Genomic DNA, 13,409 nt, shown 5'->3' with positions numbered 1-13,409 from the left:
TAAAAAAGGCCATACCCCAAGGATACAGCTTTCCTTAGTTTTTTATAGAGGGTTTTGCTAGAACCTCTCCCGCAGTTTCAAGCGGATTTTATTTCAATTTTCCTTCGCCATCTTATCACAAATCGCACGTTTCGCCAAGTGCAATGCCTGCCAGTCATCGCTCAGGCACCCTTTTGACGATCAGAAAGAAAATAAAGACGAGGCTCAGCTGGCCGAACAAAGGATAAATGGTCGATATCAGCTTTCCGTAGCCGATTTGTCCCGTCAAGTAGATTGTCAGCAGGATGAAGATAAACACATACAGGCTTTTTATATGAATATATTCATTAATCTGCTTTTCAAGACCGTATAAATTGCCGATGACTGATGTGAAGACTTCCCCGAAAATGATAAACAGATAGATGATATGGACAGAATGCTGGACTATGAATACGACCTGTGCCATCGGGACTTCATATAAAAGGGCATCAGGCAATGTTGAAAGAGACAGAAAGCTTGCGACCAACACAAGGGTAAGCAGAACCCCTCCGATTAATGCTCCTTTTATAATCAGGCGTTCGGATTTCAGTTCAGAAGCGATCGGCACGAGAACAGCCTGTGCGAGCGACAAATTAAAAGCGCCGTACGAGACAGCGGATAAAATCCAATCGGGGTTTGCCGAAAATGCCGCCAAATTGTGTATCTCCGGCCCTCTGAAAATAAACGAGTCAAACAGGACGACAACTGTGAACAGAAGCAGCAGCGGAACGACAATGACATTGACGCCGAATATCCCTTTAACGCCCTTCATCATGACAAACAGACTCAAGGCAATCGTCGCAATCATCCCCGCTTGGTTTGAAAAGCCGAGCTGTTCTTCAAATATCGCCCCCGCTCCGGACAGCATGACGGACGTCACGCCGAGCAAAACCACGAGCATGAAGACATTGACAAATTTCCCAAGCGTATGGCCGAATAAATATTTATTCAGCTCCTGATAAGACTTGGCATTGATTCTGACCGCAATCAGCATCATTTTTGCACCGAGAAACGTAAACATCAGTCCGCTGATCAAAATTCCGGCCAATCCCGGCCAGCCGAATCTTAAAAAAAACTCGACGATTTCTCTTCCAGTTGCAAATCCGGCTCCGACAACCGTTCCTACATAAACAAATGCCAGCTGAAAGGCTGATCCTTGTGATTGACTCATACGACTCCTCCGTAAGCGAATTCCCTTTCTACACCATATGATCCATGTCCTTCAAAAAGAAGGACAACTTCTCATCCAGGTCATCCAGGAACAAAAAGGAAAAAGCATAGAACTTGAAAGTCAAAGAAGGTCAATGTATACTAATAGTCAGAAATGGTCAAACTGCAGACCATTTTTTCTAAGTCAATTGGTCAAAAAAGGTCAAATTCAATAAAGGGGGTTTTGGCAAATGCGTTGTCAACATTGTCAAAAAAATGAGGCGACGATTCGCCTAAACATGCAAATCAACTTTACAAAAAAACAAATGGATTTATGTGAAGACTGCTATAAAGAGCTGACTCAGCCTTCTATGTTTTCAGGAAATCACTTTTTTGGCGGCGGAGGTTCTTTCTTCAGCCAGCCATCACAAGCGCAGACGCAAACCGCTGCCAAAAAAGGCTTGCTCGATGAACTTGCCGTCAATTTAACAAATGCAGCAAAGACCGGCTTGATCGATCCGGTGATCGGCCGCGATGATGAAGTAGCCCGTGTGATCGAGATCTTAAACCGCAGAAATAAAAACAATCCGGTCTTAATCGGTGAACCGGGCGTCGGTAAAACAGCCGTCGCTGAAGGACTTGCTCTCAAAATCGCCGAAGGCGATGTTCCAAATAAATTGAAAAACAAAGAGCTCTACCTGCTTGATGTCGCTTCCCTCGTGGCAAACACCGGCATCAGAGGGCAATTTGAAGAAAGAATGAAACAGCTGATGAAAGAGCTGAAAGAACGCAAAAACGCAATCTTGTTTATTGACGAAATTCACCTTCTTGTCGGGGCCGGCTCTGCAGAAGGCTCCATGGATGCGGGCAACATTTTAAAACCTGCACTTGCCAGAGGCGAGCTGCAAGTTATCGGCGCTACGACGTTGAAGGAATATCGCCAAATTGAAAAAGATGCGGCGTTAGAGCGGCGCTTCCAGCCGATCATGGTGCACGAACCGACAATTGAGCAGGCCGCAGCGATTTTAAACGGTCTCAAGGAAAAATACGAAGCATATCACGATGTGACTTACTCGGATGAAGCGATCAAAGCCTGCGTCATTCTGTCAAGCCGCTATATTCAGGACCGCCATCTTCCCGATAAGGCGATCGACCTTTTGGATGAAGCCGGTTCAAAAGCGAACTTGAAAATCGACACGGTCAGCGGTGAACAAGCTTCCCAACGCCTGCAAGAAATCGAAGCGGAAAAAGCCAAAGCGCTTCAAGAAGAAAACTACGAGCTTGCAGCAAAACTCCGCGACGAAGAAGAAGCGCTGCATAAAAAAATGGAAAGCCATGAGGAAGAAAAACGGGCAACAGTTGAAGCGGAAGACATTCAAGCGATCATCGAACAAAAAACCGGCATTCCGGTCGGCAAGCTTCAGCACGACGATCAGAAGAAAATGAAAGAGCTTGAAGCAAACCTTTCAAGCCGCGTGATCGGTCAAAAAGAAGCGGTGAAAAAAGTGGCAAAAGCCGTCAGAAGAAGCCGCGCCGGCCTGAAATCAAAAAACAGGCCTGTCGGTTCATTCCTGTTCGTCGGCCCGACAGGTGTCGGTAAAACAGAACTTTCTAAAAGGCTTGCGGAAGAACTGTTCGGCACGAAGGATGCCATCATCCGCCTCGATATGAGCGAATACATGGAAAAACACGCCGTATCAAAGCTGATCGGTTCACCTCCTGGATATGTCGGCCACGAAGAAGCCGGACAGCTTACCGAAAAAGTCCGGAGGAACCCGTACAGCATCGTTTTGCTCGATGAAATCGAAAAAGCCCATCCCGATGTCCAGCACATGTTCCTGCAAATCATGGAAGACGGACGTCTGACAGACAGCCAAGGGCGGACGGTCAGCTTTAAAGATACCGTCATTATTATGACAAGCAATGCCGGTGTATCTGAAAAGCGGACAACCGTCGGTTTTAACCGGGAAGAGCAAGTAATGGGCGAACAATCAATGATCGATTCATTAAGCGGCTACTTTAAGCCGGAATTCCTGAACAGATTTGACAGCATCATCGAATTCCAGCCGCTCGAAAAAGAAGATCTGGTCAAGATCGCCGCCCTCTTGCTGAAAGAGCTTGAAGAAACGTTAAAAGAGCAAAACATGACGCTCGAAGTTTCAGATGAGGCAAAAGAAAAAATCGCTGAAATCGGATACCATCCGGCCTTTGGCGCCCGCCCATTAAGAAGAACCATTCAAACAGCGGTCGAAGATCAAATGACCGATCTGCTGCTTGAAGAAGAACACATCAAAGGTTTTGCGGTTATCGTTGAAAACGATGAAATCCGGGTGAAAACAACCAGATAACACACACAACGGCCTCCGATCGCGGAGGTCGTTTTACATACAACATAAGAATCACAAAAGTTCTATTTTTTAACATTAAATAACCCTAAAGTCCCTTTTCGCCATGATTTTGCAACAATTTAAGAAACAGCCTAAAGTTCCTATCACGCAACACCGATATTAACGATAGAAAAGTTAGTTAAAGGAATTGGTGAAAAAATGGACAAAACATCGTTAATTGGAATCATCTTAGCTATCATCGGAGTAGGTGTCGGCATGGTCATGAAAGGTGTCAGCCCTTCCGTTCTCGTCAATCCCGCGGCATGGCTGATCATCCTTGTCGGGACAATCGCAGCAGTTGTGATCGCTTTTCCAATCCGCGAGCTCAAAAAGGTTCCCAAACTCTTCGGCATCTTGTTCAAAGAGAAGAAGATGATCGAAATCAACGAACTGATCCCGATGTTTTCCGAGTGGGCGCAAATCGCAAGACGCGAAGGACTTCTCGCTTTGGAAGCAAATTTGAATGAGATCGATGATGAATTTTTGAAAAACGGCATGAGCATGGCGGTTGACGGTCAAAGTGCCGATTTTATCAGGGACGTTTTAACTGAAGAAGTTGAAGCAATGGAAGAAAGGCATCAAGTCGGAGCGGGTATTTTTACCCAGGCAGGCACATATGCGCCGACACTCGGCGTTTTGGGCGCTGTTGTCGGACTGATCGCCGCACTTGCGGATATGAGCGACACAGAAGCGCTTGGACATGCGATCAGCGCCGCCTTTGTCGCCACCCTTCTCGGGATCTTCACCGGATATGTACTATGGCATCCTTTTGCCAATAAATTAAAGCGGAAATCCAAACAGGAAGTCAAAGTCCGCGAAGTTATGATTGAAGGCATCCTTTCGATCTTGGAAGGCCAGGCTCCAAAAGTCATTGAACAAAAGCTTTTGATGTACGTTTCTCCAAGCGAACGCTCCAGCATCGTCATCCCAGATGGAGACAAAGGGGACAGCAGCAATGGCTAGAAAAAAGAAGCACAAAAAAGACCATGAAGAACACGTGGATGAGTCTTGGCTCATCCCATATGCAGACTTGCTGACACTGCTTTTGGCCCTGTTCATCGTACTGTTTGCCATGAGCTCGATCGACGCCAAGAAGTTCGATATGCTGTCAAAATCATTTAATGCCGTATTTACCGGCGGAACAGGAATGATGGATTATTCCAGCTTCACCGAGCCGAAAACGAGCACAACCGAAGATGGAAAAAGCCCTGACCAGGCAAAAGATCTCTCCGAAGCTCAAAAAGAAAAAGACAAGCAGTCGCTGAAAAAAATTCAGGAGCAGGTCAACCGGTTTATTAAAGAGAAGAATCTTCAAAAACAGGTCAATACGAAGCTGACAGACGAGGGCCTCCTCCTTTCCATCGAGGATAATATCTTTTTCGATTCCGGAAAAGCGGAGATCCGCCAGCAGGACATTCCGCTGGCCAAGGAAGTATCCGACCTTCTCGTATTGAACCCGCCCCGCAATATCGTAATCAGCGGGCATACGGACAATGTGCCGATTCGAAATTCTCAATTTAAATCAAATTGGCATTTAAGCGTGATGCGGGCTGTCAATTTCATGGGGCTTTTAATCGAAAATCCAAAGCTTGACGCCAAGATCTTCAGCGCGAAAGGCTACGGGGAATTTAAACCGATCGCTTCAAATGACACCGAAGAAGGAAGAAGAAAAAACAGACGCGTTGAAATCCTTATCCTGCCGATCGGCCAGGAAAATCTGAATAAAAAAGAATAAGGAAGCTGTCTTTTGGCAGCTTCCTTACTCTTTGCCCTTATAAATATTTCTTGCATTCAGTCCGACTTTTTTCAGCATTTCGATGCAGGCTTCTTTCTCCTCATCGCTTAATACGCTGATCATGTTGTGCAGCTCTTCTGCATGACCTGGAAAAATCTTCTCGAGGAGCTCGGTGCCTTTATCTGTAATTTGCGCATAGGTCACCCTGCGGTCTGTCGTACAGGCTCTTCTCGTGATCAGCTGCTTTTGCTCAAGCTTGTCAACCACATATGTAATACTCCCGCTCGCCAGAAGAATCTTATCCCCTATTTGCTGAAGGGGCTGATCCCCTTTATGATAGAGGAGTTCTAAAACGGCAAACTCGGTTGGATTCAGACCATGATGATGAATATGTTTATTCATATGATCATTAATGGATCTGTACGCTCGAGATAATACAATAAATAACTTCAAGGACTGTTCCTGTTCTCTATTACTCATATCACTCATCTCCAAAGAAACAACTACAGGAAAACATTAATAAACTATGAGGAAAATGTCAACTGTTAACATTCAAACCATGTTATGATGAGTAGGAATTGAACAGCAAATAGATATATCCGGAAATTCCCCGGCATTGTGTCCTATTTTCACGGTATTGGTTATCTTTTCTATAAATCGGCTCTCACTAGTGATATAATACCTCTATTCCTGTATCGATTGGGAGAGAGTAAAAACATGCGCAATTTGAAAAGTATATGGAAGAAAATCAGGCTTTATTTGATCTTGGTGATGATCCCCGCCTTCATTATAAGCTTTTTTGTATACGAACAAGAACGAGAAAATATCACTGAAAAGCACCGTCAGACTGCGACTCTCATGCTCAATATTCACCGCAACCAAATCAATTACCTGATCGGCGAAACAGAAGCAAGGCTCAGCTCCCTTGCCACGGCCCTCAACCACCCTGTTAATGAGCAGCATATCAAACGAATCCTGACGGAAACGTATAAAAAAGAACCGCGTTTTTCGGCTTTATACCTTTTAAATGAAGACGGCGATGTCATGGTGAGCACGTCTCCCGCCAAAGAAAAAAAGGCGCTTTCTTACAAGAGCATTCTGCAAAAAGCGGAAAAATCAAAGAAATCCGTGATCACAGACGATATACATACAGTGTCGGACGGGCTGGAGCTGAATATTTTTACTCCGGTCTTTGACAGCGAAGGGAGAACAACAAATTTTCTGCTCGCTTCGATCCGCGTCGATTATCTGAAAAATATCATGAACGTCTTGAGCCCTGAGCTTTATATCAAAATTCTCAATCAGAAGAATCAGATCGTCTTTACGGCAGGCCATTCTCCTCCTGAGAAGCCGGACGGCGGTACCGTCGACGCTTTTTTGGACCAGATCGACTGGAAGCTTGAAGTCTATCCGGAACCGGTCCAGCTTGATGAAATCGTTCACAGTCTTCTGCTGTCATTTTTGAGTATTTTCATTCTGCTGAATATTATGTTCCTCCTGCTCCAGTATGTCCTGCTGAAGCGGCGGACCAAGCAGGAGCGCGCCCAAAATGAAGCGCAGAAGCTCGAATTAATCGGCACCTTGGCGGCGAGCACCGCTCATGAAATCAGAAACCCGCTGACAGGCATCAGCGGCTTTATCCAGCTCCTTCAAAAAAAATATCAATCAAAAGAAGATCAAATGTATTTCTCAATCATCGACCAGGAAATCCGGAGGATCAACCAGATTGTCAGCGAGTTTCTCGTGCTCGGAAAGCCGACGGCAGAGCAGTGGCAGCTCAACTCCATGAATGAAATGATTGACGAGATCATGCCGATTATTCATTCTGAGGCAAATTTATATAATGTGGAAGTGGAATTTCAAGACTGCGGAGAAGATCCGGCTTATGTGTATTGTAAAAAGGATCATATTAAGCAGGTTGTCTTGAACGTCGCCAAAAATGCTCTTGAATCGATGAAAAACGGCGGAAAGCTGGTCATTCAAATCGAACATGATCAAGAGAAGGCGCAAATTATTGTGAAGGATATCGGAGAAGGCATTCCACAAGAAATGATGGAAAGTATTTTCCAGCCTTTTGTTACATCAAAAGAAAAAGGAACCGGACTCGGCCTTGTCGTGTGCAAGCGCATCATTTCCATGTACGGGGGAACCATTCATATCGAAAGCGAACGGCATAAAGGAACGACTGTAACGATTACGCTGCCGACTTCAAAGGAACAGGACGACTGAGGTTTCCCCGTTCCTGTAAAAGAGCCTGCCTTCCTTACGGCAGCTCTTTTTCGTTCATCCGCTATGCCGTATATTTTTCAACGGGCAGACAGTCGATGCAGCCTAAAAAATCTTGCAGCAGATTGTCTGGCGCGTTTTCATTCATAGACAATTTTTGATATTCATAAATTAATTGATCCAGCTCCTGGCTCCGCCTGATCGTTTCATCCCCTGTATATCCATAGATTTCAGCGGCTTCAACCATCATTTGCCGCTTCTTGCTGATGGAAACGAGCAATGCTTCTTTTTCAATATACCTTTGCATACGCTTCACCCCTTACCAACATATCGTTTCTTAAAACCATCCAGATTTTGCGTACTTGAGCATTATTACAGATTATACTTATTTTGTAAACCTATTTCCGAAAAAAATATTTTGAAATCGAGTATAATAGATTTGTGGAATTAATGGTGTTATACCCATCGATGAAATATGGTAAACCACCTTTAAAAGAGTTCATACGGATAGAAGGAGGTCCAATGATGCGCCAAATGATGAAAAAACCAGTTTCAAAGCTCCGAACCGTCTTTGCCGTGAAAGAAGCATATTCAGGCCTCTTATTGTTTCTCAGGGCATTTAGAGCCTGGAGAAAGGGAGACTACCCCTTATTCCCGAAAAAAACAATTTTGCTGGCCGCGCTGGCATTTATCTATGTGCTGTCACCGATCGATTTGATCCCCGATGTTCTCGCAGGCGTCGGCTGGCTTGATGATGCGGCTGTGCTCGCTTTTCTCTTCAGGCAAATCACCAAAGAGCTGGACGGGTTTGAAACACATCTAACAGGGAGAGTAAATTACAATGGAAAACAATAAAATCCTCGGCATCAATCATCTCTTGTTTTCGGTCTCTGACCTGTCCGTCTCTATTTCATTCTATGAAAAGGTGTTTGATGCCAAGTGGCTCGTAAAAGCCGAGAAAACCGCTTATTTTGACCTGAACGGCATCTGGCTCGCATTCAACGAAGAGAAAGACATTAAAAGACAGGAAATCCACGACTCTTACACCCATATCGCGTTTTCGATCCAACAGGAAGATTTGCCGTTCTGGGAAAAGAAATTACACGATTTAGGCGTTAATGTGCTGAAGGGCAGAAAACGGAATGAAGGAGACAGAGATTCAATTTATTTCTCAGATCCAGACGGCCATAAGTTCGAGCTTCACACAGGCTCTGTATTTGACCGTCTTCAATACTATCAAAATGAAAAACCGCATCTTTCATTTCATGAAGGCCACATCAAGGCTCTTTATGACAGAAACAAATAAAAAGCGTCCCCGGGGACGCTTTTTTTATGACTGGTTCACACTCTCTTTTTCATAAATCGGCACCCAGCCCTCTGTCGTCACAAAGATTCTGACAGCCACGACTTTCCGGTCTTCCTGAAGCGTGAAATAATGGCGGGTGTTTTCAGGAACAGAGATCAAATCCCCCGGATTTAAAAGGACATCAAAAAATGTGCCGTCTTTTCCTTCTATCGCAAAGATGCCGTGGCCGCTGACGATAAACCTGACTTCATCGTCTGTATGATGATGCTCCTGTTTGAAGTTTTTCAAAAGCTCATCGAGTTTCGGATTTTGGTCGGAAAGCGAGATGACATCGCTCGCTTTATAGCCGCGGCGTTCTGAAATGTCTTTGATTTCAGCGGCAAAGACGTCTAAAATCTCCTGTTTCTCTTCATCGGTCAAATCGTATTTTTCCTTTAAACCGGCCGGCAGTTTTGTGATATCCCACTTTTCATAAATGACCTCCTGCCGCTTTAGAAATTGTTCTACTTCTTCCTGGTTTTCAATGCTCGTGTTTTGTTCATCATGGATCCGAATTGTCGCCATGCTTTCTCCCCCTTTTTTAGTTAAACGTGATAAGCCTGCAAAGCTTTCAGCTTTAAATGCCAGCTGAACAAGAATTCATATGCTTCAAGCATCCGCTTTGCCTCAAATGCCGTTTTTCCCCAGACAGTAATGCCGTGGCTGCGAATCAGCACTGCGCCTGAATCGCCTGAAAGGTGCCCGGCAAAATCCGCCGCCAAATCAGGAATATGAGCGCTGTTTTCGATAATCGGGACCGTGACCTCCGCGTGCTCCTCCCAAAGTCCGAGCGCCTTTATGATTTCCTGGCCCCTGAATGTCACTTGCTTTTCTTTTGCATAAAGCTCTGAGATGACATTGTTGTCAACCGTGTGGACGTGAAGACAGCAGCCGGCGTTTGTGTGTTGATAGACATAGGTGTGCAGCAGCGTCTCCGCCGACGGCTTCAGCGCGTGTCCGGTCTCCGCCGGCCTCCCCTCTTCGTCCGCCAGGAGAAAATCCTCCTCGGTCTCTTTTCTTTTATCTTTTCCGCTTGCTGTGATGAGAAACCGCAGCGGGTCTTCTGATACTTTGATTGACAGATTACCGCTTGTCGCCGGGAACCAATCCCTTTCCGCAAGCTCTTTTTTTACCTCGGCTAGTTCCTGCCGTTTTTGCTCAGACATCCATTCTTTCACCTCCGCGGTCTCTTCGAGTATTCGCCTTACATCGCGGAAATCGCCGAATGCCGCATGCTTCAAGCCGAGCTCTTCACATTCCCGCAGCAAATAGTCGCGCGCGATGCATAAATCGGAACATTTGGCAGCTTCAACATCTGTAACAGAGTCCCCGATCATGACAACGAAATCGTCCCGGCCTTTCAGCCGGCGGATGATGGAAGGCTTGCAGCAGCCGCAGTCATTTCCGCAGCCGCCGTCACACGGATACGGCCAGCGGATCTCGATATTGCGGCTGGTGAAAGCGGCCTCGTTGCAATAAATGCGGTCCTTTCCGACAATTCCTTCAAGCAGAGGATAGACGAAAAAATCCATCCCTCCGCTCACAACGTAAAACGGAAGACCCTTCTCATCCAGGAAAGAAACAAATTCTTTAAATCCGGGGCGGGTCTCGGCTTGTTTCAGTACATATGCCGTAATGTCTTCTTTCAGGCTGGCCGGAAGCAAATTAAACATTCTGCCGACTCCGTCCCGAATCGATATGTCCTTGGACAGAACCCCGTCTTTTAGAGCGGTCCATTCTTCTGGAGCAAATTGTTTCATAATGCTGATGATGTTGTCGTTTGTTGTGATCGTTCCGTCAAAATCGCAAATGATAAGCGGCTTTCTCATACAGAGACCTCAACCCTTCCCCATTTTTCAAGGGCGAGCTTCAAATCGGGAGAGCGCTTTGCTTTCTCTTCGACAGGCTCCGCTTCTAAGACGGCATCAATGACCGCCCGAAACGCTCTTCCTCCGCCTGCCGCCCCGTTTGGATGGCCGTGAATCCCCCCGCCTGCATTGATGATGTGGTCAATGCCAAAGTCTTTCATCAAGAGCGGGACCATGCCGGGGTGAATGCCGGCCGACGGCACCGCGAATGTCGGTTTAAAGACGTCTTCCTTCGTGCATTCATCGTATATGGCAAGCGCATCTCGCTTCGGCAGAGCGACGCTTCCGTACGGAGAAGGGAACAGGCTGAAATCGGCACCCGCATACCGGTTCAGTTTGCCGAGCAAGAGCGAATGGGAAAAACCGTAATGCGGCGATGAAGTAAGTGCGCCGCTTACTGCCGGGTGCGCCATAATCGGCAGCGGGATGTCATCGTCTTCTGCAAAGCTTTGCAAAACATCGAGCCCGTAGGCAAACACATTAAGCAGCAAAACATCAGCTCCGAGCTCGGCTGCTTTTCTCGCTTTCGCTTTCAGCTCCATTGTCCTGCCCGTCAGGTTGACGGCATACAGCGTTTTGCGCCCTGTTTCTTCAAAGGCTTCCTCAAGCACTTTTTTTCCTTCCGTGATTCGTTTTTCAAAGGGGGCACTGCCTGTTTCGAATAGGATTTCATCGTCCTTGATCAAATCCACTCCGCCAAGAGCCTGCTGCCTCAGCTGTTCCTTCAAGTCTTCCATATCGCGGCCGATGACGCCTTTAAAAATGCTCATCAACAGCGGCCTTTCAAATTCGCCGATTTTTTTCCGGATCCCGTATACGCCGAATTTTGGACCCGGCAAAGATTGCTTAAAAGACCGCGAAAACTCCAAATCCGCCAATTTGATTTTTCCGTCGAGAGACAGCTTTCCAAAAACGGTCGTCAGCACAGCGGGAATGTCGTTTGTAAAATTGGCTTCCGGATAGGCGATGGTGACCGTTGCCTGTTTTTCCCCCAGCTCGCTTTCTGTTTCTTCGACGTTGACGACGCGTCCTTTATGCTTTTTCAGCTGCTCCTGCTTTAAGAGCGGCAGATCTGTCCACGATCCGACCGTCAGCCCGATCGCGATTTGCTCGGCCCGCTTTTCTGCGTCACAGCCTGGATCGGCCAAGATATATGTTGCCAAAAGTTCACTCATTCTGTAGCTCCTTCCTGCTTCATGCATATAAAAAAACCTCTTTTGCTGCTTTAGCTAAAAGAGGTTTCGCTTTTCAGGTTCGAATCCTTATCTCTCAGCGTCAGCTGCAAGAATTAGCACCGTGCTTAAAAAGTCGGTTGCCGGGCTTCATCGGGCTTGTCCCTCTGCCTGCTCTTGATAAGAATATTGATTTTATAAATTATTTTGAATTATCCCATCGTTTCTCCCGGTTGTCAATGACTGTGGCCGGTCTTTTTGAATATATTCAGCTCGGCAATACGCGAAGCCGCTTCCCGGAGCCGCTCTTCGCTTGTCAAGAGGCCGACTCTCACATAGCCTTCCCCGTGTTTGCCGAAGCCGATGCCGGGCGCGGTGACGACATTCGCTTTTTCGAGAAGCAGATCGGAAAAAGCCTCAGATGTATAGCCGTCGGGAACAGGCATCCAGGCGAAAAAAGATCCTTGCGGAGCATCCGCATGCCAGCCGATATCGCGGACCGCGCGGATCCATGCATTCCGCCTTTTTTCGTAGCGCTCATTTTGCTCCTGGACACACGCTTGATCTGATAGGAGCGCGGCCGCCGCGGCGTCTTGGACTGCTTTAAAGAGGCTGACATACATATGGTCCTGGTAAAGGTTCAGCGCTTCGATCACAGAGGCGTTGCCGACTGCAAACCCGACCCGCCATCCAGCCATATTATACGTTTTGGAAAGCGTGTAAATTTCGATTCCTGCGTCTTTTGCTCCCGCCGTTTCGAGAAAGCTGACAGGCCTCTTGCCGTCGTAGCCGATCGCGCCGTAGGCAAAATCATGGACGACGCAAATTCCGTTCGACTTGGCAAACCGGACGGTCTCTTCGAAAAAAGCAGATGTGGCTTGGGCACCGGTCGGGTTGTTCGGATAATTTAAATACATGAGCTTCGCTTTTTCTTTCACTTCCTTGGGAATCCGGCTGTAGTCAGGCAGAAACTGATTGTCCGCTGTAAGCGGCATCGTTTCCATGTTCGCTCTTGCCAGTTCAACGCCCGACCAGTAGTCGGGATAGCCGGGATCGGGAACGAGCACTGTATCCCCCGGATTTAACAAACATTGCGGAAGTTCGACAAGACCGGCTTTTCCGCCGAACAATACAGCGACTTCGCGTTCAGGATCGAGCTCTACGCCGTATTCCCTTTGATAGAACGCGGCCGCCGCCTCCTTGAGTGAACGGCTGCCGCGAAAGGAAGAATACCGGTGGTTTTCAGGGTTGCGGACGGCTTGCGCCATTGTATCAACGATATGTTCCGGTGTCGGCTGATCCGGATTCCCCTGACCGAGATTGATGACATCATGGCCGGCGGCAATTTTTTCATTCACCTTTTTGACCAAGGAAGCGAAAAACTGCTCCGGCAGCTGCTTCAGTACATCTGAATGCTCAAATTTCATACGATTCACCCGCTTTTGAAAAATTCTTGAAATGATAGTCCATCATCATATATTGTTAAATGTAAAATGTAAAGAAAAAAAT

13 protein-coding genes, 1 pseudogene and 2 riboswitches are annotated in these 13,409 nt (G+C 46.7%); of the genes and pseudogenes, 6 read left to right on the top strand and 8 right to left on the bottom strand.

All coding sequences use genetic code 11. From position 1 onward, the window contains the following. Nucleotides 1–28: 28 nt before the first annotated feature. A riboswitch (PreQ1 riboswitch) is annotated at nt 29–73 on the bottom strand. Between the two features lie 81 nt (nt 74–154). Then, nucleotides 155–1,189: a YkvI family membrane protein gene (locus tag H7F26_RS14210; protein ID WP_003181096.1), complete on the bottom strand. Its 1,035-nt coding sequence runs from the start codon at nt 1,187–1,189 to the stop codon at nt 155–157. 229 nt (nt 1,190–1,418) lie between these two features. Between H7F26_RS14210 and clpE the strand changes: the two genes are divergently transcribed. From clpE to motB, 3 genes are all read left to right on the top strand, one after another. Beyond that, the gene (clpE, locus tag H7F26_RS14205) at nt 1,419–3,515 is read left to right on the top strand and encodes an ATP-dependent protease ATP-binding subunit ClpE (protein ID WP_016885804.1); all 2,097 of its coding nucleotides are present in this window, start codon (nt 1,419–1,421) and stop codon (nt 3,513–3,515) included. Nucleotides 3,516–3,713: 198 nt separating this feature from the next. Then, complete coding sequence (gene motA, locus H7F26_RS14200; protein ID WP_003181093.1) at nt 3,714–4,517, top strand: flagellar motor stator protein MotA; 804 nt, start codon at nt 3,714–3,716, stop codon at nt 4,515–4,517. Continuing rightward, entirely contained in the window at nt 4,510–5,289 is a 780-nt protein-coding gene (motB, locus tag H7F26_RS14195; RefSeq protein WP_003181091.1) for a flagellar motor protein MotB, read from the top strand. Before motA ends, motB begins: the two co-directional genes overlap by 8 nt. Nucleotides 5,290–5,313: 24 nt before the next feature. Here the strand turns inward: motB and H7F26_RS14190 are convergent, their stop codons facing one another. Further along, entirely contained in the window at nt 5,314–5,769 is a 456-nt protein-coding gene (locus tag H7F26_RS14190) for a MarR family transcriptional regulator MhqR (RefSeq protein WP_003181089.1), read from the bottom strand. A 237-nt stretch (nt 5,770–6,006) separates the two neighbouring features. Here H7F26_RS14190 and H7F26_RS14185 point away from each other — a divergent pair, with 237 nt between their 5' ends. Beyond that, on the top strand, nt 6,007–7,518 hold the full coding sequence (locus H7F26_RS14185) for a sporulation kinase KinD (protein ID WP_003181087.1): 1,512 nt from the start codon (nt 6,007–6,009) through the stop codon (nt 7,516–7,518). Between the two features lie 61 nt (nt 7,519–7,579). On the opposite strand, the gene H7F26_RS14180 is transcribed toward H7F26_RS14185, so the two are convergent. Further along, nucleotides 7,580–7,822: an aspartyl-phosphate phosphatase Spo0E family protein gene (locus H7F26_RS14180; protein ID WP_003181085.1), complete on the bottom strand. Its 243-nt coding sequence runs from the start codon at nt 7,820–7,822 to the stop codon at nt 7,580–7,582. A 218-nt stretch (nt 7,823–8,040) separates the two neighbouring features. Between H7F26_RS14180 and H7F26_RS14175 the strand changes: the two genes are divergently transcribed. Both H7F26_RS14175 and fosB read left to right on the top strand, forming a co-directional pair. Then, complete coding sequence (locus H7F26_RS14175) at nt 8,041–8,370, top strand: YkvA family protein (protein WP_185855273.1); 330 nt, start codon at nt 8,041–8,043, stop codon at nt 8,368–8,370. Beyond that, a complete protein-coding gene (fosB, locus tag H7F26_RS14170; RefSeq protein ID WP_003181080.1) occupies nt 8,357–8,821 on the top strand; it encodes a metallothiol transferase FosB in 465 nt (154 codons plus the stop codon). The genes H7F26_RS14175 and fosB overlap by 14 nt, the downstream gene beginning before the upstream one ends. 24 nt (nt 8,822–8,845) lie before the next feature. On the opposite strand, the gene H7F26_RS14165 is transcribed toward fosB, so the two are convergent. The 5 genes and pseudogenes from H7F26_RS14165 to H7F26_RS14150 all read right to left on the bottom strand — a co-directional run bounded on the left by H7F26_RS14165 (nt 8,846) and on the right by H7F26_RS14150 (nt 13,327). Beyond that, a complete protein-coding gene (locus H7F26_RS14165) occupies nt 8,846–9,385 on the bottom strand; it encodes a 1,2-dihydroxy-3-keto-5-methylthiopentene dioxygenase (protein ID WP_003181078.1) in 540 nt (179 codons plus the stop codon). 20 nt (nt 9,386–9,405) lie between these two features. Next, nucleotides 9,406–10,026 carry a methylthioribulose 1-phosphate dehydratase gene (locus H7F26_RS22020; RefSeq protein WP_025805738.1) on the bottom strand — a complete coding sequence of 207 codons (621 nt, stop codon included), beginning with the start codon at nt 10,024–10,026 and terminating at the stop codon, nt 9,406–9,408. Then, nucleotides 10,003–10,689, bottom strand: a pseudogene (gene mtnX / locus H7F26_RS22015) (2-hydroxy-3-keto-5-methylthiopentenyl-1-phosphate phosphatase); the annotation flags it as partial. The gene H7F26_RS22020 and the pseudogene mtnX, both read right to left, overlap by 24 nt. Continuing rightward, complete coding sequence (gene mtnW, locus H7F26_RS14155; protein WP_003181075.1) at nt 10,686–11,903, bottom strand: 2,3-diketo-5-methylthiopentyl-1-phosphate enolase; 1,218 nt, start codon at nt 11,901–11,903, stop codon at nt 10,686–10,688. The gene mtnW and the pseudogene mtnX, both read right to left, overlap by 4 nt. 84 nt (nt 11,904–11,987) lie before the next feature. Beyond that, nucleotides 11,988–12,087, bottom strand: a riboswitch (SAM riboswitch). Between the two features lie 49 nt (nt 12,088–12,136). After that, entirely contained in the window at nt 12,137–13,327 is a 1,191-nt protein-coding gene (locus tag H7F26_RS14150) for a pyridoxal phosphate-dependent aminotransferase (protein ID WP_003181072.1), read from the bottom strand. Nucleotides 13,328–13,409: the final 82 nt, after the last annotated feature.

This window comes from Bacillus sp. PAMC28748 (assembly GCF_014250415.1).
Classification (GTDB): domain Bacteria; phylum Bacillota; class Bacilli; order Bacillales; family Bacillaceae; genus Bacillus; species Bacillus licheniformis.
Note: the sequence above shows the minus strand (reverse complement) of the source record. Positions and strands in the feature narration are given on the sequence as shown.

Excerpts from the sequence above, each read along its gene's own strand:
- H7F26_RS14210 (WP_003181096.1), bottom strand. The coding sequence starts at position 1,189 with ATGAGTCAATCACAAGGATCAGCCTTTCAGCTGGCATTTGTTTATGTA.
- clpE (WP_016885804.1), top strand. The coding sequence starts at position 1,419 with ATGCGTTGTCAACATTGTCAAAAAAATGAGGCGACGATTCGCCTAAAC.
- motA (WP_003181093.1), top strand. The coding sequence starts at position 3,714 with ATGGACAAAACATCGTTAATTGGAATCATCTTAGCTATCATCGGAGTA.
- motB (WP_003181091.1), top strand. The coding sequence starts at position 4,510 with ATGGCTAGAAAAAAGAAGCACAAAAAAGACCATGAAGAACACGTGGAT.
- H7F26_RS14190 (WP_003181089.1), bottom strand. The coding sequence starts at position 5,769 with ATGAGTAATAGAGAACAGGAACAGTCCTTGAAGTTATTTATTGTATTA.
- H7F26_RS14185 (WP_003181087.1), top strand. The coding sequence starts at position 6,007 with ATGCGCAATTTGAAAAGTATATGGAAGAAAATCAGGCTTTATTTGATC.
- H7F26_RS14180 (WP_003181085.1), bottom strand. The coding sequence starts at position 7,822 with ATGCAAAGGTATATTGAAAAAGAAGCATTGCTCGTTTCCATCAGCAAG.
- H7F26_RS14175 (WP_185855273.1), top strand. The coding sequence starts at position 8,041 with ATGCGCCAAATGATGAAAAAACCAGTTTCAAAGCTCCGAACCGTCTTT.
- fosB (WP_003181080.1), top strand. The coding sequence starts at position 8,357 with ATGGAAAACAATAAAATCCTCGGCATCAATCATCTCTTGTTTTCGGTC.
- H7F26_RS14165 (WP_003181078.1), bottom strand. The coding sequence starts at position 9,385 with ATGGCGACAATTCGGATCCATGATGAACAAAACACGAGCATTGAAAAC.
- H7F26_RS22020 (WP_025805738.1), bottom strand. The coding sequence starts at position 10,026 with ATGTCTGAGCAAAAACGGCAGGAACTAGCCGAGGTAAAAAAAGAGCTT.
- mtnW (WP_003181075.1), bottom strand. The coding sequence starts at position 11,903 with ATGAGTGAACTTTTGGCAACATATATCTTGGCCGATCCAGGCTGTGAC.
- H7F26_RS14150 (WP_003181072.1), bottom strand. The coding sequence starts at position 13,327 with ATGAAATTTGAGCATTCAGATGTACTGAAGCAGCTGCCGGAGCAGTTT.